16 protein-coding genes and 1 tRNA gene are annotated in these 21,578 nt (G+C 42.7%); 15 read left to right on the top strand and 2 right to left on the bottom strand.

Features of this window, described 5'->3' with window-relative positions; translation table 11 throughout:
* Window positions 1-84 precede the first annotated feature (84 nt).
* From EKM76_RS05920 to EKM76_RS05885, 8 genes are all read left to right on the top strand, one after another.
* Window positions 85-158: transfer RNA gene (locus EKM76_RS05920), tRNA-Pro, on the top strand.
* Between the two features lie 135 nt (window positions 159-293).
* Complete coding sequence (locus tag EKM76_RS05915) at window positions 294-764, top strand: CtsR family transcriptional regulator (protein ID WP_125549772.1); 471 nt, start codon at window positions 294-296, stop codon at window positions 762-764.
* Window positions 765-785: 21 nt separating this feature from the next.
* The gene (locus tag EKM76_RS05910; protein ID WP_125549771.1) at window positions 786-3,272 is read left to right on the top strand and encodes an ATP-dependent Clp protease ATP-binding subunit; all 2,487 of its coding nucleotides are present in this window, start codon (window positions 786-788) and stop codon (window positions 3,270-3,272) included.
* A 150-nt stretch (window positions 3,273-3,422) separates the two neighbouring features.
* Entirely contained in the window at window positions 3,423-4,346 is a 924-nt protein-coding gene (locus tag EKM76_RS05905) for a peptidase U32 family protein (protein ID WP_125549770.1), read from the top strand.
* The gene (locus tag EKM76_RS05900) at window positions 4,346-5,572 is read left to right on the top strand and encodes a peptidase U32 family protein (RefSeq protein ID WP_125549769.1); all 1,227 of its coding nucleotides are present in this window, start codon (window positions 4,346-4,348) and stop codon (window positions 5,570-5,572) included. Before EKM76_RS05905 ends, EKM76_RS05900 begins: the two co-directional genes overlap by 1 nt.
* Before the next feature lie 319 nt (window positions 5,573-5,891).
* The gene (gene rpoB, locus EKM76_RS05895) at window positions 5,892-9,491 is read left to right on the top strand and encodes a DNA-directed RNA polymerase subunit beta (RefSeq protein WP_318531403.1); all 3,600 of its coding nucleotides are present in this window, start codon (window positions 5,892-5,894) and stop codon (window positions 9,489-9,491) included.
* A gap of 13 nt (window positions 9,492-9,504) precedes the next feature.
* On the top strand, window positions 9,505-13,152 hold the full coding sequence (rpoC, locus tag EKM76_RS05890) for a DNA-directed RNA polymerase subunit beta' (protein ID WP_125549767.1): 3,648 nt from the start codon (window positions 9,505-9,507) through the stop codon (window positions 13,150-13,152).
* Window positions 13,153-13,420: 268 nt separating this feature from the next.
* Window positions 13,421-14,245 carry a Cof-type HAD-IIB family hydrolase gene (locus EKM76_RS05885; RefSeq protein WP_125549766.1) on the top strand — a complete coding sequence of 275 codons (825 nt, stop codon included), beginning with the start codon at window positions 13,421-13,423 and terminating at the stop codon, window positions 14,243-14,245.
* Window positions 14,246-14,436: 191 nt separating this feature from the next.
* Here the strand turns inward: EKM76_RS05885 and EKM76_RS05880 are convergent, their stop codons facing one another.
* A complete protein-coding gene (locus tag EKM76_RS05880; protein WP_125549765.1) occupies window positions 14,437-15,129 on the bottom strand; it encodes a prepilin peptidase in 693 nt (230 codons plus the stop codon).
* A gap of 364 nt (window positions 15,130-15,493) precedes the next feature.
* Here EKM76_RS05880 and rpsL point away from each other — a divergent pair, with 364 nt between their 5' ends.
* The 3 genes from rpsL to fusA all read left to right on the top strand — a co-directional run bounded on the left by rpsL (window position 15,494) and on the right by fusA (window position 18,725).
* Window positions 15,494-15,907 carry a 30S ribosomal protein S12 gene (gene rpsL, locus EKM76_RS05875; protein WP_125549764.1) on the top strand — a complete coding sequence of 138 codons (414 nt, stop codon included), beginning with the start codon at window positions 15,494-15,496 and terminating at the stop codon, window positions 15,905-15,907.
* 73 nt (window positions 15,908-15,980) lie between these two features.
* A complete protein-coding gene (gene rpsG / locus EKM76_RS05870) occupies window positions 15,981-16,451 on the top strand; it encodes a 30S ribosomal protein S7 (protein ID WP_125549763.1) in 471 nt (156 codons plus the stop codon).
* A 174-nt stretch (window positions 16,452-16,625) separates the two neighbouring features.
* Window positions 16,626-18,725: an elongation factor G gene (gene fusA / locus EKM76_RS05865; RefSeq protein ID WP_125549762.1), complete on the top strand. Its 2,100-nt coding sequence runs from the start codon at window positions 16,626-16,628 to the stop codon at window positions 18,723-18,725.
* A gap of 67 nt (window positions 18,726-18,792) precedes the next feature.
* Here the strand turns inward: fusA and EKM76_RS05860 are convergent, their stop codons facing one another.
* Window positions 18,793-19,350 carry a cysteine hydrolase family protein gene (locus EKM76_RS05860; protein WP_125549761.1) on the bottom strand — a complete coding sequence of 186 codons (558 nt, stop codon included), beginning with the start codon at window positions 19,348-19,350 and terminating at the stop codon, window positions 18,793-18,795.
* Between the two features lie 322 nt (window positions 19,351-19,672).
* On the opposite strand from EKM76_RS05860, the gene rpsJ reads away from it, so the two are divergent.
* The 4 genes from rpsJ to rplW are packed head-to-tail and all read left to right on the top strand — an operon-like array spanning window position 19,673 to window position 21,572.
* Window positions 19,673-19,981 carry a 30S ribosomal protein S10 gene (rpsJ, locus tag EKM76_RS05855; RefSeq protein WP_125549760.1) on the top strand — a complete coding sequence of 103 codons (309 nt, stop codon included), beginning with the start codon at window positions 19,673-19,675 and terminating at the stop codon, window positions 19,979-19,981.
* A gap of 30 nt (window positions 19,982-20,011) precedes the next feature.
* Window positions 20,012-20,644: a 50S ribosomal protein L3 gene (gene rplC / locus EKM76_RS05850; protein ID WP_125549759.1), complete on the top strand. Its 633-nt coding sequence runs from the start codon at window positions 20,012-20,014 to the stop codon at window positions 20,642-20,644.
* 20 nt (window positions 20,645-20,664) lie between these two features.
* The gene (gene rplD, locus EKM76_RS05845; protein WP_125549758.1) at window positions 20,665-21,288 is read left to right on the top strand and encodes a 50S ribosomal protein L4; all 624 of its coding nucleotides are present in this window, start codon (window positions 20,665-20,667) and stop codon (window positions 21,286-21,288) included.
* Window positions 21,288-21,572, top strand: a complete 285-nt coding sequence (gene rplW / locus EKM76_RS05840) for a 50S ribosomal protein L23 (RefSeq protein ID WP_125549757.1) — start codon at window positions 21,288-21,290, stop codon at window positions 21,570-21,572. The genes rplD and rplW overlap by 1 nt, the downstream gene beginning before the upstream one ends.
* The last annotated feature ends 6 nt before the right edge of the window (window positions 21,573-21,578 follow it).

The following is a 21,578-nucleotide window of genomic DNA, read 5'->3' as shown; positions in this document are numbered from 1 at the left end:
TGGTAGAACATCACCTTGCCATGGTGGGGGTCGCGGGTCCGAATCCCGTCTTCCGCTTGTTTTTTTTTTTTCAAAATAGTTTTCCGGGAAGTAGCTCAGCTTGGTAGAGCACTACGTTCGGGACGTAGGGGTCGCAAGTTCAAATCTTGTTTTCCCGATTTATTTAAACTCGATAGTCTGCGTTAGCGGACTTTTTTTGTCTCTTGAAAAATAAAAACAACGTATTCCTTTGCAATTTCATAAAATTCATCTATAATAATAGTCAATATTAGTCAAAGTTAAGGGTGAAGACGATGCAAGGGCGAAATATTTCTGATATTATTGAAGCCTATTTGAAGCAAATTCTAGCAGAATCGGAGCGGATTGAGATTAAACGATCTGAAATTGCGGAGTTATTTAATTGTGTCCCATCCCAGATTAATTATGTAATTAAGACACGTTTTACTATTCAGCGTGGCTACTTGGTTCAAAGTAAGCGCGGCGGTGGTGGTTATATCCGAATCGAGAAGGTGAAATTGCTTGATGATCGTGATATGCTGGACACAATGATCCAGTTGATTGGTGAGCAGATCAATCAGCGTGATGCATTGGCATTAGTCCAAAAATTGTATGATGATCAAGTGATTGAGCGTAAGGAAGCCAATTTAGTTCTCGCTGCGACCAGTCATGAGACGCTTGCAGTGGCCGACCGTAATTTAGAGGAACAGCTGCGAGCACATATCTTGATCGGTATTTTGAATCATTTAAGATACGAACGTGAGTAAGCGAAAGCGAGGGATGCTTAAATGGATAATTTATTTACGCCAAGTGCGAAGAACGTATTAGTATTAGCACAAGAACAAGCAAAGTACTTTCGACATCATGCGGTAGGCACTGAACATTTATTGCTGGCGCTAGTCATTGAAACTGACGGTATTGCCGGCAAGACCCTTCGTCAGTTATCTATTACCGATGATGATATTCGCGAGGAAATTGAACGTTTCACTGGTTATGGCACTTCAGCTACGACCCAGAGTGATACTTATCTTCCTTATGCACCTAAAGCAAAACAAATCCTATCCTATGCTGGCGATGAAGCTAAGCGGATGGGCGCTATGAAAATTGGGACAGAACACATCTTACTCGGCTTACTCCGTGAAGATGATATTTTAGCAGCACGTATTTTGACTAATTTAGGTTTAAGCTTGAGTAAGACTCGGCAAATGATCTTGAAAAAATTGGGCGTCAGTGACACTTCCACAAAACGGCGTAATACGCCGCGGGGGCGTCAAACGCAAGGCAGTACTGAAGGAACGCCAACTTTGGATTCTTTAGCTCGGGATTTAACACAATTAGCTCGTGAAAATCAGATGGATCCTGTCGTTGGGCGTAGCAAAGAAGTGCGGCGACTGATTCAGGTTCTATCGCGGCGGACTAAGAATAATCCAGTTTTGATCGGTGAACCCGGTGTCGGTAAGACGGCAATTGCTGAAGGCTTGGCACAGAAAATTATTGCCGGTGATGTTCCTGATGATATGGCGAAGAAGCGCTTGATGATGCTGGATATGGGCTCATTAGTCGCCGGTACAAAGTATCGTGGTGAGTTTGAGGATCGATTGAAAAAAGTAATTGACGAGATCTATAAAGATGGTCAAGTTATTTTATTTATTGATGAATTGCATACTTTGATCGGTGCTGGCGGTGCTGAAGGCGCTATTGATGCTTCTAATATTTTAAAGCCAGCCTTGGCACGTGGTGAAATGCAAGTTATTGGTGCAACTACCTTGGATGAGTATCAAAAGTATATTGAAAAGGATGCTGCTTTAGAGCGCCGCTTTGCAACGATTCAAGTCGATGAACCGACTGAAGCAGAAGCGGAAGAGATTTTGCTAGGCTTGCGCAGCCGTTATGAAGAACATCACGGTGTAACAATTACTGATGAGGCTGTGCATGAAGCAGTTGTACTTTCATCACGTTATATTAGTGATCGTTTCTTACCCGATAAAGCAATCGATCTAATCGATGAGTCTGCAGCATCAGTTCGACTAGATGCCGCTAGTGTGAAGTCGCCAGAATCAACGCTGGAAACTGAATTAAATCAGTTAGTGAAACAAAAAGAACAGGCAATTGAGGCTCAAGATTTTGAAAAAGCAGCTAATATTCGTGAAAACGAAATGGGCTTAAAAGCTAAGTTAGCAACTGAGCAAGCGGCTGCACCAACTAATGGTGTTCGTAAAGATATCAAAGTGACACCAGATGATATTGCGACTGTTGTTTCACAATGGACAGGTGTGCCGTTAACTCAATTACAAAAGAGCGAAACTGATCGCTTGATCAATTTGGAAAAAGTTTTGCATAAACGTGTTGTTGGCCAAGAAGAGGCTGTTTCTGCTGTTTCACGAGCAATTCGGCGGGCACGGAGTGGCTTGAAGGATCCACAGCGGCCAATTGGTTCATTTATGTTTCTTGGGCCAACGGGTGTCGGGAAAACTGAATTAGCTAAAGCTTTAGCTGAGGCAATGTTTGGCTCGGAGGATAATATGATTCGGGTCGACATGTCTGAATATATGGAGAAATATTCAACCTCGCGGCTGGTCGGAGCTCCCCCTGGCTATGTTGGCTACGAAGAAGGCGGTCAGCTGACTGAGAAAGTACGGCAAAAACCTTATTCCGTAGTTTTACTAGATGAAGTTGAAAAGGCACATCCAGATGTTTTCAATATCTTATTGCAAGTCTTGGATGATGGTTATTTGACTGATTCTAAAGGTCGCCGTGTAGATTTCCGTAATACGATTTTGATCATGACTTCTAATTTAGGTGCAACAGCTTTGCGGGATGAAAAATCAGTTGGTTTTGGCGCCCAAAAAGTTCAACAGGATTACAAAGCAATGCGTAGTCGGATTTTAGAAGAATTGAAAAAAGCATTCCGGCCAGAATTTATTAACCGGATCGATGAGACGGTTGTTTTCCATTCATTGACTAAACCAGAATTACATGAAATCGTCAAAATTATGGCGAAGAATGTTTTGAAACGGCTACATGCGCAAAATATTGATGTTAAGATCACACCAGCAGCAATTGATGCAATTGCGAAGGCTGGCTTTGATCCTGAGTATGGCGCACGACCAATCCGTCGCGCAATTCAACAAGAAGTTGAAGATCGCTTAAGTGGCGAGTTACTTTCCGGTCATATTAAGATTGGTGATTCAGTTACTATCGGTGCGCGCAAAGGTGAGATCACGGTTAATGTTCGCGATTCAAAAACTGAAAGTGAACCAACCGTTAACGCATAACGATCAAACAGACCAGCATTTGCTGGTCTGTTTTTTTGAATAAATTTTTTAAGTGATACTCGATATGAAATAGTGGTTACGCCTAATTCTTTTTTAGTAAATGCTATGGTATGCTAAAAGCAATAAAGCAGAGAGAAAGAAGCGAATTTTTTGATTAATCTGATTGCAACTGCAGCCTCGCAGAAACAGGCACAGCAACTGCTAGCTGCAGGAATTGATACTTTGTATATTGGCGAAGATTACTTTGGCTTACGTTTGCCGCATAGTTTTGAACGCACTGAGCTGGCGGAAATGGTTAAGCTAACGCATCAAGCTGGCAAGAAAATAACGGTGGCGGTCAATGCATTGATGCATAATGAACGGATCAGTCAGGTAAAAGATTATCTACAGTTTTTAGCGGATCTAAAGGTTGATCAAGTTACAGTAGGCGATCCTGGTGTTGTCTATGTGATTCAACAAGCTAAGTTACCGTTAAAATTTGTATATGATAGTGAAGTATTAATGACTAGTTCGCGACAAATTAATTTTTGGGCGCAACATGGCGCTAGCGGCGCTGTATTGGCGCGCGAAGTACCCTACGGTGAATTAACTACATTAACACCAGAACTGCAGATCCCAGCGGAAATGCAGGTTTATGGTGCGACTTGTATCCATCAGTCAGGCCGGCCATTAGTGCATAATTATTTTAATTTTGTCCAAGAGCATCAGGATCGGGCGGACCGGCAACGGGGCTTATTTGTTTCGGCACCGCATAAACCTGAGACCCATTATTCAATCTATGAAGATATTAATGGGACCCATTTGTTTGCAAACAACGATCTTAACTTAATGACGAAATTACCAGAATTATTGGCATTAGGGTTAACTGATTGGAAATTGGACGGTTTATTTGCTGGTGAGACCGAATTTGTGGCTATTGCCCAGCAATTTGTTCAGGCAAAACAAGCGTTGACCAACGACAAATGGACAGCAGAGTTAGCTGCAGATCTGAGCATGCAAGTTGCGGCCCAACAACCAGCTAACCGCGGTTTAGATACAGGATTTTATGATATTGATCCAAGTGAGGTGCAATAATGCGAGTAATTACAGATAAACCAGAAGTTTTAGCACCAGCCGGAACGTTAGAAAAGTTGAAGGTAGCCATTGATTATGGTGCTGATGCTGTCTATATTGGTGGTGACGCCTATGGCCTGCGTTCGCGGGCTGGGAATTTTTCCTTTGACCAAATGCGTGAAGGTGTGGCTTACGCGCAGGCGCATCAAGCTAAGGTCTACGTAGCAGCAAATATTGTTGCCCACGAAGGCGATACGGCAGGTGCCGGTGAATTTTTCCGTACCTTACGTGATCTAGGAATCAGTGCGGTGATCGTTTCTGATCCGTCACTGATCGAAATTGCGATTACCGAAGCGCCTGGTTTGCCCGTTCATTTATCCACACAAGCGTCAGCAACTAACTACGAGACGCTGAATTTCTGGCAAGCTGAAGGGCTGGAACGGGTGGTGCTAGCCCGTGAAGTTGGTATTGAAGAAATCAAAGAAATGCGACGGCACACGGATGTACAGATCGAGGCCTTTATTCATGGGGCGATGTGCATTGGCTATTCTGGTCGTTGCGTTTTATCGAATCACATGTCAATGCGCGATGCTAATCGTGGCGGTTGTGCACAGAATTGCCGCTGGAAGTATGATCTGTTTGAAATGCCAGCAAATGGCGAAAAGCAATCGCAAGTGGAAAATGGTGAAGCATTTTCAATGAGTGCGGTAGATATGGCAATGATCGAGCATATTCCCGATTTAGTCGAAGCCGGCGTCAATAGTTTCAAAATCGAAGGCCGGATGAAGTCGATTCATTATGTATCAACTGTTGCTAACGTTTATCGACAAGCAGTGGATAGTTATTGTGCTGATCCTGAGCATTATGTGTTGAAGCGTGAATGGGTCGACGAGCTATGGAAAGTAGCGCAACGGGAAATGTCAACTGGCTTTTATTATGGCACACCAACGGCTGATGATGAATTGTTTGGCAAACGCCGTAAGCGACCACAATATGGCTTCGTTGGTGAAGTTTTGGACTACGACGCTGAACATAAAGTTGCCTTAGTTCAACAACGAAATAACTTTGGTGTCGGCGACAAAATTGAATTCTATGGTCCTAATTTTACGCATACCGAGCAGGTGGTCGAGCGCTTATGGGATCAGGATAATGATATTTTGTATCGTGCACCAGATGCGATGATGATTTGTAAATTGCCCGTTGTCCAGCCAGTTAAAGCTGGCGATATGATTCGTAAGCAACGCTAGCATTTATCTAGTTGACAAATATAAAATAGGCGTGTAAGATAAGAAGTTGCTAAAAACTGTTAAATAGTCTGCCTGCGATCTATTGTCCGTAGGCGGCATAATAGAGAAAAACAAAAATAGTCGACAAAATTCAACTTGATGGCGTCCTATTTTTGGTTTTTTTTTGCCAAAAAACGACTTAAATTAGCAGATGTAATCTTTATTTAATATTTGTCATGGTAATGTCATATTACACGGAATAGGTCGCAAAACTATTTTTATAAGTGCATGCTAAGCACTTTTTACGACATTTTCTAGACACTACAGAAATCAAGAAGGAGTGAACAATTTGGCAGGCCATTTAGTTAAATACGGTAAGCACCGCACTCGTCGTAGTTATTCACGAATTAAAGAAGTGTTGGATCTCCCTAACTTGATCGAGATCCAAAGCAATTCGTATAACTGGTTCTTAGATGAGGGCTTGAAAGAAATGTTCAACGATATCATGCCAATTGATGATTTCGCTGGCAACCTATCCTTGGAATTTGTTGATTATGAATTATTAGAACCTAAGTACACGGTAGAAGAAGCACGGCAGCATGATGCTAACTACTCTGCACCACTGCATGTTACGTTACGATTAACTAACCACGAAACTGGTGAAATTAAATCACAAAACGTTTTCTTTGGTGATTTTCCATTAATGACCGACCAAGGGACTTTCATTATTAATGGTGCCGAACGGGTCATTGTTTCCCAGTTAGTTCGTTCACCAGGTGTTTATTACAATAGTGAAATCGATAAAAATGGACGGACAATTTATGGCACAACGGTTATCCCTAACCGCGGTGCTTGGCTAGAATTAGAGACGGACGCTAAGGATATTTCTTACGTACGAATCGACCGGACACGTAAGATTCCGATGTCTGAATTAATTCGGGCGTTAGGCTTTGGCTCTGATGACGATATTATCGGTATGTTAGGTAATAACGAAAGCTTAATGTTAACGATGGAAAAGGATGTCCACAAAAATGCGGACGATTCTCGTGTTGAAGAAGCCTTAAAAGATATCTACGAGCGGCTACGCCCAGGTGAACCCAAAACTGCCGATAGTTCACGTAGCTTATTGAATGCGCGCTTCTTTGATCCTAAACGTTATGATCTAGCAGCAGTTGGTCGTTATAAGATCAATAAAAAGCTTTCGTTAAAGACACGGTTATTGAACCAAACCTTAGCGGAAACATTAGCTGATCCGGATACTGGTGAAGTTATTGCGCAAAAGGGTGATGTTGTTAGTCGCCAAGTGATGGAGAAGCTTACTCCTTATTTGGATCGTGAAGACTTCATGACAACGACTTATACGCCATCTGATGAAGGTGCGGTTACGGATCCAATGACGTTACAAACGATCCAAGTTGAGTCAAAACGCAATCCAGAAAACGTCGTTCCAATTATTGGTAATGGTCATATTGAATTAAGCTGGAAGCATATTCGTCCAGCTGACATTATTGCGTCGATCAACTACTTCTTGAACTTACAAGATGGTATTGGTTCGACCGATGATATTGATCATTTAGGCAACCGGCGGATCCGTTCCGTTGGTGAATTGCTACAAAATCAATTCCGCATTGGTTTATCCCGAATGGAACGTGTTGTACGTGAACGGATGTCAATTCAGGATACTAGCACTGTAACGCCACAACAATTGATCAATATCCGACCAGTTGTCGCTTCGATCAAAGAATTCTTTGGTTCTTCACAATTGTCTCAGTTCATGGATCAGACAAACCCGTTAGGCGAATTAACGCATAAGCGTCGTCTATCTGCCTTAGGCCCTGGTGGTTTGACTCGTGATCGTGCCAGTTATGAAGTCCGGGATGTGCACTATACCCATTATGGTCGTATGTGTCCAATTGAAACGCCTGAAGGTCCTAATATCGGGTTGATCAATAGTTTGGCTAGTTATGCCGTCGTTAACAAGTATGGCTTCATCGAAACACCATACCGTCGTGTGGATTGGAATACCCATAAAGTTACCGATAAAATCGACTATTTAACGGCCGATGAAGAAGATAACTATGTGGTTGCCCAGGCCAACTCATTGTTAAATGAAGATGGTTCATTTGTTGACGATACTGTATTGGCTCGTCGTGAAGAAGATAACTTGGAAATTGCCGTTGATCGTGTCGATTACATGGACGTTTCGCCTAAACAAGTTGTCGCCGTCGCTACTGCCTGCATTCCTTTCTTGGAAAACGATGATTCTAACCGTGCCTTGATGGGTGCCAATATGCAACGTCAGGCTGTTCCGTTGATCAATCCCCATGCGCCATTAGTTGGGACTGGTATGGAATACAAAGCAGCCCATGATTCAGGGACTGCCGTTGTTGCTAAGAATGCTGGGACAGTTGAATATGTTGATGCTAAGCAAGTACGGATTCGCCGTGAAGATGGTTCATTAGATAAGTATGACTTAATGAAGTTCCGTCGTTCTAACTCAGGTAAGAGCTATAATCAACGGCCAATCGTCAAGCTTGGGGATCATATTGACGTTAGTGAGATCTTAGCTGACGGTCCAGCTATGGAAAATGGGGAATTAGCTTTAGGCCAAAACCCAATCATTGCTTTCATGACTTGGAATATGTACAACTATGAAGATGCTATTGTCATGTCCGAAAAATTAGTTCGTGAGGATGCTTATACTTCGATCCATATTGAAGAATACGAGTCAGAAGCACGTGATACTAAGTTAGGACCTGAAGAAATTACGCGTGAAATTCCTAACGTTGGTGAAGACGCCTTAAAAGACCTCGATGAATTCGGGATCGTGCGCATTGGTGCCGAAGTTAAGGATGGCGACTTATTAGTTGGTAAAGTTACGCCTAAAGGGGTCACTGAACTTTCTGCTGAAGAACGCTTGTTACACGCGATCTTTGGTGAAAAAGCGCGTGAAGTCCGCGATACTTCGTTACGGGTACCACATGGTGGCGGCGGGATCATTCAGGATGTCAAAATCTTCACTCGTGAAGCTGGCGACGAATTATCCCCAGGTGTTAACATGATGGTCCGTGTTTATATTGCTCAGAAACGTAAGATCCAAGTCGGCGATAAGATGGCTGGTCGTCATGGTAATAAAGGGACAGTTTCAATCGTGGTTCCTGAAGAAGATATGCCATTCTTACCAGATGGTACGCCAGTTGATATCTGCTTAAGCCCAATGGGTGTGCCTTCCCGTATGAATATCGGTCAGGTGATCGAATTGCATTTAGGGATGGCCGCACGTAACTTAGGCATCCACGTAGCAACGCCTGTTTTTGATGGTGCACAGGATCAAGATATTTGGTCAGCCGTTAAGGAAGCCGGCATGGATGATGACGCTAAGTCAGTTCTTTATGACGGTCGGACCGGCGAACCATTTGCTAACCGGGTTTCCGTTGGTGTCATGTACTATATGAAGTTAGCCCACATGGTTGACGACAAAATGCATGCTCGTTCAATCGGACCTTACTCATTAGTTACGCAACAACCATTAGGTGGTAAAGCCCAATTTGGTGGTCAGCGTTTCGGTGAAATGGAAGTTTGGGCCCTTGAAGCTTACGGTGCCGCTTATACTTTACAAGAAATCTTAACTTACAAATCTGATGACGTGGTTGGTCGTGTTAAAACATACGAAGCCATCGTCAAAGGTGAACCAATTCCAAAGCCAGGGGTACCGGAATCATTCCGTGTCTTGGTTAAAGAATTACAATCACTTGGTCTAGATATGAAAGTCTTAGATGCTGACAAACAAGAAATCGAATTACGTGATATGGACGATGAAGACGATGAAGTCGTTAGTGTCGATGCTTTAAGCAAATTTGCTAAAGAGCAAGAAGCGCAAAAAGCAAAGAAGGCCGCCGAGGAAGCAGCGAATGCTAGCGGCGACAACGACAACAAATAAGGAGGTCAGCTAAGTGATAGACGTCAATAAATTTGAGAGTATGCAGATTGGTTTGGCATCTCCCGATAAAATTCGTAGTTGGTCTTATGGCGAAGTTAAAAAGCCAGAAACGATCAACTACCGGACACTAAAACCAGAGCGTGATGGTTTGTTCGACGAACGAATCTTCGGACCAACCAAAGACTGGGAATGTGCCTGCGGTAAGTATAAACGGATCCGTTATAAGGGGATCGTTTGTGACCGTTGCGGTGTCGAAGTTACCCGCTCTAAAGTACGCCGGGAACGGATGGGTCATATTGAATTAGCTGCCCCCGTTTCACATATTTGGTACTTCAAAGGCATCCCTAGTCGGATGGGCTTAGTTTTAGATATGAGTCCACGTGCTTTAGAAGAAATCATTTATTTCGCTTCATACGTTGTTATCGATCCTGGTGACACTGTTTTGGAGAAAAAGCAATTACTGACTGAACGTGAATATCGTGAAAAGTATGACCAATACGGCAAAGGCTTCAATGCAGCAATGGGCGCCGAAGCCATCAAAGAATTACTTAACGATGTTGACCTTGAAAAAGAAGTCGGCGAGTTAAAAGAAGATTTGAAGACAGCCCAAGGTCAAAAACGGACACGTGCTGTTCGTCGTTTGGATATCTTGGAAGCTTTCCGTCAATCTGGTAATGAACCAAGTTGGATGGTCATGGACGCTATTCCCGTTATCCCACCTGACTTACGGCCAATGGTCCAATTAGAAGGCGGCCGTTTTGCCACTTCTGATCTAAACGATTTGTACCGGCGGGTCATTAACCGAAATAATCGTTTGAAACGTTTGTTGGACTTGAATGCACCAAACATTATCGTTCAAAATGAAAAACGGATGCTTCAAGAAGCCGTTGATGCTTTGATCGATAATGGTCGTCGTGGTCGTCCTGTTACTGGTCCGGGTAACCGCCCATTGAAGTCACTTTCCCATATGTTAAAGGGTAAGCAGGGACGTTTCCGTCAGAACTTGTTAGGTAAGCGTGTCGATTATTCTGGCCGTTCAGTTATTGATGTCGGACCTACTTTGAAGTTCTATCAGTGTGGTTTACCACGTGAAATGGCTTTGGAATTATTCAAGCCATTCGTGATGCGCGAATTAGTGAAGCTTGAGTTAGCATCTAACATCAAGAATGCTAAGCGTAAAATCGATCGACGTGATGATGATATTTGGGACGTCTTAGAAGATGTTATCAAAGAACATCCAGTTCTGTTGAACCGCGCACCTACATTGCATCGTTTGGGTATCCAAGCGTTTGAACCTGTCTTGGTTGACGGTAAGTCAATTCGTTTACACCCACTGGCTTGTGAAGCCTACAATGCCGATTTTGATGGTGATCAGATGGCGATCCACGTGCCTTTGTCTGATGAAGCACAAGCAGAAGCTCGTTTGCTAATGCTAGCAGCGCACCATATCTTGGCACCTAAAGATGGTAAGCCAATTGCAACTCCTTCACAGGACGTTGTGTTGGGTAACTATTTCTTGACGACTGAAGAGGCTGGCGTAATTGGCGAAGGCATGATCTTCAAAGATAGCAATGAAGTCTTGATGGCCTTACAGAATGGTTATGTGCAATTGCATACCCGGATCGGATTGGCAGCTAATTCATTAGCAGACAAACCATTTACACCGGAACAACAGAAAAAAGTCATGTTAACTTCAGTTGGTAAAGTTATGTTCAATGAGATCTTACCAAAGGATCTAGTCTACTTGAACGAACCAACTAATGGGAACTTGATGGAAGGCATCGATGATAAATTCTTTGCTGAACCAGGGACGGATATCAAAGCTTTGCTACAAGACCGTGACTTGATCACACCATTTAGCAAGGGCTTCTTAGCTGATATTATTGCCCAAGTATTTAATGTTTACCGGGTAACTGAGACTTCTGAGCTACTTGATCGGATGAAGACTTTAGGTTATACGCAGTCAACTAATTCTGGGATCACAGTCGGTGTCGCCGATGTCAAAGATTTACCAGAAAAGCCAGCTTTGGTAGCTGACGCCCACAAGCAAGTTGCAACGATCACTAAGCAGTTCCGTCGTGGTTTGATCACTGATGAAGAACGTTACCAACGTGTTATTGGCGTTTGGAATGGCGTTAAAGATCAGATCCAGAAACGATTGATGGATAATATGCCAGCTAATAACCCAATCTTTATGATGAGTGAATCTGGTGCCCGTGGTAACGTATCTAACTTTACGCAGTTAGCCGGTATGCGTGGCTTGATGGCCGCACCTAACGGACAAATCATGGAATTACCTGTCATCTCAAACTTCCGTGAAGGCTTATCCGTCATGGAAATGTTTATCTCGACCCATGGTGCCCGTAAAGGGATGACTGATACGGCGTTGAAGACCGCTAACTCCGGTTACTTAACACGTCGTTTAGTCGATGTAGCGCAAGACGTTATTATTCGTGAAGAAGACTGTGGCACTGACCGTGGATTGGAAATTTCTGCTATCACGGAAGGTAATGAAGTCATTGAACCATTCTATGATCGTTTATTAGGCCGTTACGCAATGAAATCTGTGATCAACCCAGAAACGGGTGAAGAAATCGTTGGCAAGAACGTCATGATCGATGAAGTTCTTTCTCAACAGATCATTGATGCTGGCATTAAAACAGTCACGATTCGTTCGGTCTTCACTTGTAACACTGAACATGGTGTCTGCAAATATTGTTATGGCCGTAACTTGGCAACTGGTGAAACGGTTGAAGTTGGTGAAGCAGTCGGTACAGTTGCTGCTCAGTCGATCGGTGAACCAGGTACTCAGTTAACAATGCGGACTTTCCATACTGGTGGTGTTGCCGGTGGCGATATTACCCAAGGGTTGCCTCGTGTGCAAGAAATTATGGAAGCACGTAATCCTAAAGGTTTAGCAACGATTACTGAAGTTACTGGTGAGATCACCGCAATTGACGAAAATCCAGCTGATCACACCAAGGAAATTACGGTGCAAGGTGAAACTGATACACGGACTTACAGCGTACCATTTACGGCACGAGTTCGAGTTCAAGAAGGCGACTACATCCATCGTGGTGAAGCATTAACTGGTGGCTCAATTGATCCGAAGAACTTATTGCAAGTTCGTGATCGTCTTTCAACTGAAATTTATATGTTGCGCGAAATTCAGCGTGTTTATCGTTCACAGGGTGTTGAAGTATCCGATAAGCATATGGAAGTTATGGTACGGCAGATGTTACGTAAAGTTCGGATCATGGATCCAGGCGATACGGAAATCCTACCAGGTACTTTAATGGATATTGCTGATTTCAAACAACAAAACTATAAGACTTTGATTGCTGGCGGTATTCCTGCTACGTCACGTCCAGTCTTGTTGGGGATCACTAAGGCAGCCTTGGAAACAAATAGTTTCTTATCAGCTGCTTCCTTCCAGGAAACAACTCGTGTCTTAACGGATGCAGCCATTCGTGGTAAGAATGATCCATTACTTGGTTTGAAAGAAAATGTTATTATCGGTAAAATCATTCCTGCTGGGACTGGTATGGCGAAGTATCGTCATATGGAACCTAAGAATGCTGGTGCCGTTTCGCAAAACGTCTACTCGATCAGTGATTTAGAAGAGAAGATGGCGAGCAAAAATAACGAACAATCGAAATAAGACTGATCAGTTTTAGAACTGAATAGCCTAAAAAGAGACTTGTCAACTTCCCAGCGAAGTGGCAGGTCTCTTTTTGTTAGGTGTGTTTTCTGGTCACTAGCTAACAGAACGTTTAATAGTTCGGCTTACTGGGAGGATAGGCCACTAAAAGACTGGAAACGCCTTCTAACTTAGATTAGAATAGTAAGGAAGTGATAGTGTTTGACTTAAATCAGGCTACTTAACGGTATTAATTTAGCAAATAAAAAAGAATTTGGATGTGGGGCAAATGATTTCTTTAGTCGGTACTGATTTGGATGGAACTTTATTTAATGAGCAAAGCCAAGTTTCACTGGCAAATCAACAAGCAATACGACATATGAGTGCACAAGGCGCGCAGATCGCGATTTGTTCTGGTCGCACGTTGCCAACTGTCGATCAGTTATTACGCCAAACCTTGCAGGTTCCTGGTTATCGGGTCTGTTTAAATGGTGCCGTAGTTTATGGGCCGAATAACCAGCAGCTCAAAGCTACTGCGCTGGCCAATGATCTCATTATTGCAGCTTTTGAGATTGCCCAGCGTTGGCAAGTGCGGTTGTGTATTTGTAGTCTCGATTACATGTTACTGTATGAGCCAACTACCGGATCGCAAGTGGTACAAAATCAACCGGATATGCAAAACAAACGAATCAATAATTTAGCTGATCTACAGCGGGAGTTAGCCCAACCAGGTGTTCATTTCTATAAATTCACGATCAATATGACGCAGCATAATGTCCTACACGTTACTCAAGCGGCCAAAGCTTTACAGCAGTTGCCGCTACATTTTGTTCGTTCTGGTCGTTTCTTTTACGAAGCCACTGCACCGGGAGTCGATAAGTCAGCTGGGTTGGCAGTCGTTGCTGAGCATGCACACCTAGATATGGCAGATTTTATGTGCTTTGGCGACTATGAAAATGATTTAGAAATGATTCGCGATGTCGGTTATGGTGTTGCAATGGCTAATGCAATACCGAGTGTGAAGCGGGTTGCTTGGCGCGAAACGGTGGATCATGACCGTGATGGTGTCGCTCAAATGTTAGAGCAAGTTGTTCAGCAACATTTGGCGATTTGATGATAATTTTCTATTCTGATGCAAGCACGTAAAGTTGTATTATAGCCGGTCAGCACCTATGAATAAATTGATCGTCGGTTTTTCAGGTAAACGAGATCAATCGTCTGACAAATTATATTTCGACCTACCTTCTAGCATGTTATAAGTTGCCAATACAGCATGTTATAAGTTACCAATCCAGCGTGTTATAGCTAGCCAATCAAATAAATCTCAACAAAGTAAAGCCAAACGCCTAGACTTAAGTAGGGAATAAAAGGAAGTTGGCGTTGCCGAAGTAGTGGATAGCTCAATAATGCCAGTAAGCAAGCGTGGACCAGAATGTGATTAGTCGCGTTGAACCCGTATAGAAGGGTTAGACCAGTTAATAATTCAACATCACCGCTGCCTAAACCATGAGAGTAATAGGCAAATAGCCCCAAGCCGCATAAAATAACTAAGGCAGCTTGGTAATGAACGGAGTTACCGCGCAATACAAGCAAGCTGAATAGCCATGGTATAAATAAACTTGGATAAAGTACGCGTTGTTGAATATCGATCCAACTAAAAAGAAATAGGCCAATAAATAGTAGGCTCAGATTGATCAGGGCCATTTTAGTTGGCGCAACATACCAACTAAAAAGAGCTAAGCTACCACCAATTACTTCTGCGCTCCAGGTCGTAAGCGCGATTTGAATGTGACAGTAATAACAGCGTCCACCAAGCAAAGGATAACTAAAAACAGGCAATAACTGCCACCAACTTAAGGGATGCTGGCAGGCAATACAATGTGAGCGTGGACGGATGATCGATTGCTGATGAGTGATCCTTTCTGCACAAAGAAATAACCCAGAAGCCAAGCTGGCACCAAAATAAAAAATTAGAAAATAAAGTAGTAGAAATCCCATTCGTTAACCTCCTGTAGCAATATAAAATAGCGTGGAATTATTTTAGCCAGCAACAATATAATATTTTTTGTGATTTATACGGGCATTATTGTTGCGGTACCTATATTTAAACTACGCATTTTTTTGAGATTTGTTTGCGGTGACTTATTGACACTGTGAAAATACCATGGTATTCTAACAAAGGTGCTTTTTGTCGAACAGTTATCCATTTAACTATGGGCGTGCTGACTGTGAGCGACTGCACATTGATTTCTAGATGTGTTTTCACTCTTTTTTATTGCGCGAATTTCATTACATTTAAAAAAGAGACACCTGGAAGTGTGGACTTATATTTTTCGATTTTAAGGAAGGGAGAATTACTTAGATGCCTACTATTAACCAATTAGTACGTAAAGGTCGTAAATCAAGAACGACTAAATCTGATGCACCTGCTTTGAATTTTGGGTACAACAGTATGAAGAAAGTACAAACAAACAATCCTGCACCACAAAAACGTGGGGTAGCTACTCGTGTCGGCACTATGACACCAAAGAAGCCTAACTCTGCATTGCGTAAATATGCACGTGTTCGTTTGTCTAACTTGATCGAAGTTACTGCCTATATCCCTGGTATCGGCCATAACTTGCAAGAACATAGTGTTGTTTTGATCCGTGGCGGCCGTGTTAAGGATTTACCTGGTGTACGTTACCATATCGTTCGTGGCGCTTTAGATACTGCCGGTGTAACTGACCGTATGCAAAGCCGTTCGAAATACGGTACAAAACGTCCTAAGAAATAAAACACTTAATTAACGCTAAAAAACAAAATTATGTTAGCAAGCAATGACTTGCTGATTCAGGAGGTTACGTAATATGCCAAGAAAAGGCGCTGCTGCAAAACGCGACGTATTACCAGATCCAATTTATAATTCTAAATTGGTTACACGCTTGATCAACCGTTTGATGGTTGATGGTAAGCGCGGTACTGCGTCAACGATTCTTTATAAAGCATTTGACAACATTAAAGACACAACTGGTAACGATGCATTGGAAGTTTTCGAACAAGCAATGAAGAACATCATGCCAGTTCTTGAAGTTAAGGCTCGTCGTGTCGGCGGTTCTAACTATCAAGTACCGATCGAAGTACGTCCTGATCGTCGTACAACTTTAGGTTTACGTTGGTTGGTTCAATATTCACGTCAACGTGGCGAACATACAATGGATGAACGCTTAGCACGTGAAATCATGGATGCCGCTAACAATACCGGCGCAGCAGTTAAAAAGCGTGAAGATACGCATAAAATGGCTGACGCTAACCGTGCATTCGCACATTATCGTTGGTAATCTAAACTTATTTAAAAAGAGGGGGGCTATTATATGTGTTTCCATATAGTAGCCCCTTTTGTTGAAAAGAGTGTGTTTTAAAGGTAGCTTAAGCTGACCGCTAAAACATATTTAAACTGCCACTAACTAAAGCCGATCACTCGGCTTTTTAATGAGAGGAGAAACATTTTTACAATGGCAAACACTCGTGAATTTCCATTAGAAAAAACACGTAACATTGGGATCGTAGCCCATATTGATGCCGGTAAGACAACGGCAACCGAACGTATCTTGTATTATACCGGTAAAATCCATAAAATCGGTGAAACCCATGAAGGTGCTTCACAAATGGACTGGATGGCCCAAGAACAAGAACGTGGGATCACAATCACATCTGCAGCAACAACTGCAGAATGGAAGGGTCATCGAATCAACATCATCGATACTCCAGGACACGTTGACTTCACAATTGAAGTAGAACGTTCTTTGCGTGTTTTAGATGGTGCCGTTGTTATCCTTGATGCCCAAGCTGGGGTTGAACCACAAACCGAAAACGTTTGGCGTCAATCAACAACTTATGGTGTTCCTCGTATCGTGTTCGCTAATAAAATGGATAAACTTGGTGCAGACTTCGATTATTCCGTTTCTACTATTAGAGATCGCCTACAAGCTAACGCATTACCAATTCAAATGCCAATTGGCGCTGAAGATGATTTTGAAGGTGTCATTGATTTAGTTGAAATGAAAGCTGATCTTTATGATGAAGACGAATTAGGAACTAAATGGGATACCGTTGATGTACCTGACGACTATAAAGAAGAAGCTACAAAACGTCGTACCCAATTGATCGAACAATTGGCTGACATTGATGATGGCATCATGGAAAAATATCTTGATGGTCAAGATATTCCTAAAGATGAAATCAAAGCCGCTATCCGTAAAGCAACTTTGAACTTACAAGCTTACCCAGTATTAGCTGGTTCTGCTTTTAAGAACAAAGGTGTTCAAATGATGTTGGATGCTGTTAATGATTACTTACCATCACCACTTGACGTTAAACCTTACCCAGCTACTGACCCTAATACAGGCGAACAAGTTGAGTTAGTTGCCGGCGATGACAAAGAATTCGCCGCCTTGGCATTCAAGATCGCAACGGATCCATTCGTTGGTCGTTTAACCTTTATTCGTGTGTACTCCGGTACATTGGAATCAGGTTCATATGTTTTGAACGCAACTAAGGATACTCGTGAACGTGTTGGTCGTTTACTACAAATGCATTCAAACCATCGTACTGAAATTCCTGAAGTCTTCTCTGGTGATATTGCTGCAGCTATCGGTTTGAAGAACACAACCACTGGTGATTCATTAACCGCAGTTAAGCATCCATTGATCCTCGAATCAATGGAATTCCCTGATCCAGTTATCCAGGTTTCAATCGAACCTAAGACTAAGGCTGATCAAGATAAGATGGATGTCGCTTTACAAAAGTTGGCTGAAGAAGATCCAAGTTTCAAGGCAGAAACTAATCCTGAAACTGGTGAAACTTTGATCGCCGGCATGGGCGAATTACATTTGGATATCATCGTTGATCGTATGCGTCGTGAATTTAACGTTGAAGCAACTGTTGGTGCGCCACAAGTTGCCTATCGTGAAAGCTTCACTAAGCAAGCTTCCGCACAAGGTAAGTTTGTACGCCAGTCTGGTGGTAAAGGTCAATATGGTGATGTTTGGGTTGAATTTACACCTAATGAAGAAGGCGCTGGCTTCGAATTCGAAGACAACATCGTCGGTGGTGTCGTTCCACGTGAATTTATCCCTGCCGTTGAACAAGGTTTGAAAGAATCTATGGCTAACGGTGTCTTGGCTGGCTATCCATTAGTTGACGTTAAAGCACGTCTCTATGATGGTTCTTATCATGATGTCGATTCTAGTGAAGCTGCCTTTAAAGTTGCCGCTTCAATGTCACTCCGTGCAGCTGCTAAAAAAGCTGGCGCTGTGATCCTAGAACCAATCATGAAAGTTGAAATCGTTGCGCCTGAAGATAACTTAGGCGACGTTATGGGCCATGTAACGGCTCGTCGTGGCCAAGTTGAAGGTATGGAAGCCCGCGGTAATACACAAATGGTTAACGCTATGGTTCCGTTATCTGAAATGTTTGGTTACGCAACAACATTACGTTCAGCTACCCAAGGCCGTGGAACGTTCACAATGACCTTTGATCATTACTCAGCTGTACCAAAGGCTGTTCAAGCTGAAATCATCAAGAAAAATGGCGGCACACCTGCTGAAGATTAATTTTAGCTAACGTGCATTAAAAAAATCCGTATCCCGAGAGATTTTCTCAGGATACGGATTTTTTTATTTACTCAACAACTTCAGCGCCTAAGACGTCAGCGAAATGTTTTAAAGCCCAAGTGTGACCTTGCGAGTCGAAAGATGCCACTGCCGAGCGATGAATGATCAAGTTGTAGTTGAGGTTATAAGCGTCGACAGCGGTGTGTAAAACACAAATATCGGTGTCGACCCCAGTTAAATGTAACGTGTCAACCTGACGCTCACGTAAACGCAGATCGAGGTCAGTGCCAGCAAATGCGCTATACCTTGTTTTAGCGAACTGGCTGACTTTCGCCAGTTTATGGTTTTCTTGATACCAGCTAGCTAACTGGCCATATAAGTCGTGCCCCCAGCTACCAGCAACGTTATGGCTAGGAAAAAGTTTACTTTCCGGATGATACGGATCATTTGATGTGTGTACATCAGTTGGTAAGAACACCCAATCATCATTAGTGACGAATTGCTTGGCTAATTCAATGATCTGTGGTTCAATAGCCTGAGCAGGTTTGCCGGCAGTTAACGCGCCAGTATCGGCGACAAAATCATTAGTATAGTCAATGATCAATAATGCAGTGTTAGAAGACAAAATAATCACCTCTATCTATATAGTAGCTTTAGCGTAAACGCCACGGGGTGTCTTGTCAACCGAAGGGATATTTGTAAGCCAATAATTAGGCGTACTTATTTTAGCCGCTGTAACTTTTTTCAAAAATAACTTGCAGTACCAAGTGCTTTCTCGTATAATAGACAAGGTGCTGATTTCCGAGTAGGGACAGCCCCTAGGGAAACCTAGAATTAGCAATGATGTGGAAGGTTGCGACACACCCGGCCGCTTTGCCATGGCAGAGTGTATTGGGAATTTTCACGGAGCTAGTTTGTTTTTAAAATGAACGAAGGAGGGAAAAAACATGGCAAAACAAAAGATTCGTATTCGCTTAAAGGCTTATGAACATCGTGTCTTAGATCAATCCGCTGAAAAGATTGTCGAGACAGCAAAACGGACAGGGGCTACAATTTCAGGTCCAATCCCGTTGCCAACAGAACGTACATTATATACGGTTATCCGCGCAACACATAAGTTTAAAGACTCACGTGAACAATTTGAAATGCGCACACACAAGCGTTTGATCGACATCATCAACCCAACACCTAAAACTGTTGACGCTTTGATGAAGTTAGACTTACCAAGTGGTGTGGATATCGAAATTAAATTATAGTTCAAATACAATTAAATTGGAGGTGTACTCATGACCAGAAAAGGAATCTTAGGAACAAAAGTAGGTATGACGCAAGTCTTTACTGACGCCGGTGAATTAATCCCAGTTACAGTTATCCAAGCAACACCTAACGTGGTATTGCAAGTGAAAACTCCAGAAACTGACGGTTACGAAGCTGTCCAAGTCGGTTTCCAAGACAAACGTGAAGTTTTGTCAAACAAACCTGCTAAGGGTCATGTTGCAAAAGCAAACACGACTCCTAAGCGCTTCATTCGAGAATTTCGCGATGTAGACTTAGGAGTTATCAAGGTTGGCGATGAAATCAAAGTTGATACATTCGAGGCTGGCGAAATCGTCGACGTCACGGGTACAACTAAGGGTCATGGTTTCCAAGGCGTTATCAAAAAGAACAACCAACGTCGCGGACCTATGGCGCATGGTTCTCGTTATCATCGTCGTCCTGGTTCATTAGGTGCAATCATTAACCGGGTATTCCCAGGTAAAGCATTGCCAGGTCGCATGGGTAACAATACCGTTACTATTCAAAACCTAGAAATCGTTCGTGTTGATACAGACCGTAATGTGATCTTGATCAAGGGTAATGTCCCTGGTGCTAAGAAGTCACTAATTACGATCAAAGATGCTGTTAAAGCAGCTAAATAATCAGGAAGGGAGGATTACAAATGCCAAATGTAGCATTATATAAACAAGATGGCAGCCAAAACGGCGATGTTCAATTGAACGAAGACGTTTTTGGTATTGCCCCTAACGATAACGTTGTGTTTGATGCAATCATCATGCAACGTGCATCTCTACGTCAAGGTACTCATTCTGTTAAGAATCGTAGTGCCGTACGTGGTGGTGGCCGCAAGCCATGGCGTCAAAAAGGTACAGGTCGTGCCCGTCAAGGTTCGATTCGTTCACCTCAATGGCGTGGCGGTGGTATCGTCTTTGGTCCTACACCACGTTCATACAGCTATAAATTACCTAAGAAGGTACGTCGCTTAGCAATTAAGTCCGTTCTTTCCCAAAAAGTTATTGATGGTGACATCATCGTTGTTGATGCTTTGAGCTTCGAACAACCAAAAACAAAACTTTTTGCTGAAAGCCTTAAGAACTTAGATGTACAAACTAAAGCATTAGTAGTTCTTGAAGATGGTAACGATCAAGCTGCACTCGCTGCACGTAACTTACCAAACGTATCTGTAGTTTTTGCAGATGGCGTTAACGTGCTCGATGTTGTAGCTAACGATAAATTAATCCTGACTCAAGCTGCTCTTTCTCAAGTAGAGGAGGCTCTTGCATAATGGAAGCACGCGAAGTTGTTTTACGCCCATGGATCACTGAACAATCAATGAGCTTGATGGACGCTAAAAAATATACGTTTGAAGTTGACGTTCGCGCTAACAAGACACAAGTCAAGTACGCGATCGAAGAAATCTTCGACGTCAAAGTTAAAAATGTCAACATTGCTAACGTACGTGGTAAATTAAAACGCCAAGGTCGTTATGCTGGCATGACTAAGAAACGTCGTAAAGCAGTTGTTGCTTTAACTGACGATTCAAAAGAAATCACAATTTTCGAAAAATAAATCAAT

The organism is Loigolactobacillus zhaoyuanensis (assembly GCF_003946385.1).
Taxonomy (GTDB): Bacteria; Bacillota; Bacilli; order Lactobacillales; family Lactobacillaceae; genus Loigolactobacillus; species Loigolactobacillus zhaoyuanensis.
Note: the sequence above shows the minus strand (reverse complement) of the source record. Positions and strands in the feature narration are given on the sequence as shown.

Excerpts from the sequence above, each read along its gene's own strand:
- EKM76_RS05915 (WP_125549772.1), top strand. The coding sequence starts at position 294 with ATGCAAGGGCGAAATATTTCTGATATTATTGAAGCCTATTTGAAGCAA.
- EKM76_RS05880 (WP_125549765.1), bottom strand. The coding sequence starts at position 15,129 with ATGGGATTTCTACTACTTTATTTTCTAATTTTTTATTTTGGTGCCAGC.
- rplC (WP_125549759.1), top strand. The coding sequence starts at position 20,012 with ATGACCAGAAAAGGAATCTTAGGAACAAAAGTAGGTATGACGCAAGTC.
- EKM76_RS05900 (WP_125549769.1), top strand. The coding sequence starts at position 4,346 with ATGCGAGTAATTACAGATAAACCAGAAGTTTTAGCACCAGCCGGAACG.
- EKM76_RS05885 (WP_125549766.1), top strand. The coding sequence starts at position 13,421 with ATGATTTCTTTAGTCGGTACTGATTTGGATGGAACTTTATTTAATGAG.
- rplD (WP_125549758.1), top strand. The coding sequence starts at position 20,665 with ATGCCAAATGTAGCATTATATAAACAAGATGGCAGCCAAAACGGCGAT.
- rpsG (WP_125549763.1), top strand. The coding sequence starts at position 15,981 with ATGCCAAGAAAAGGCGCTGCTGCAAAACGCGACGTATTACCAGATCCA.
- rpsJ (WP_125549760.1), top strand. The coding sequence starts at position 19,673 with ATGGCAAAACAAAAGATTCGTATTCGCTTAAAGGCTTATGAACATCGT.
- rplW (WP_125549757.1), top strand. The coding sequence starts at position 21,288 with ATGGAAGCACGCGAAGTTGTTTTACGCCCATGGATCACTGAACAATCA.
- rpsL (WP_125549764.1), top strand. The coding sequence starts at position 15,494 with ATGCCTACTATTAACCAATTAGTACGTAAAGGTCGTAAATCAAGAACG.
- EKM76_RS05910 (WP_125549771.1), top strand. The coding sequence starts at position 786 with ATGGATAATTTATTTACGCCAAGTGCGAAGAACGTATTAGTATTAGCA.
- fusA (WP_125549762.1), top strand. The coding sequence starts at position 16,626 with ATGGCAAACACTCGTGAATTTCCATTAGAAAAAACACGTAACATTGGG.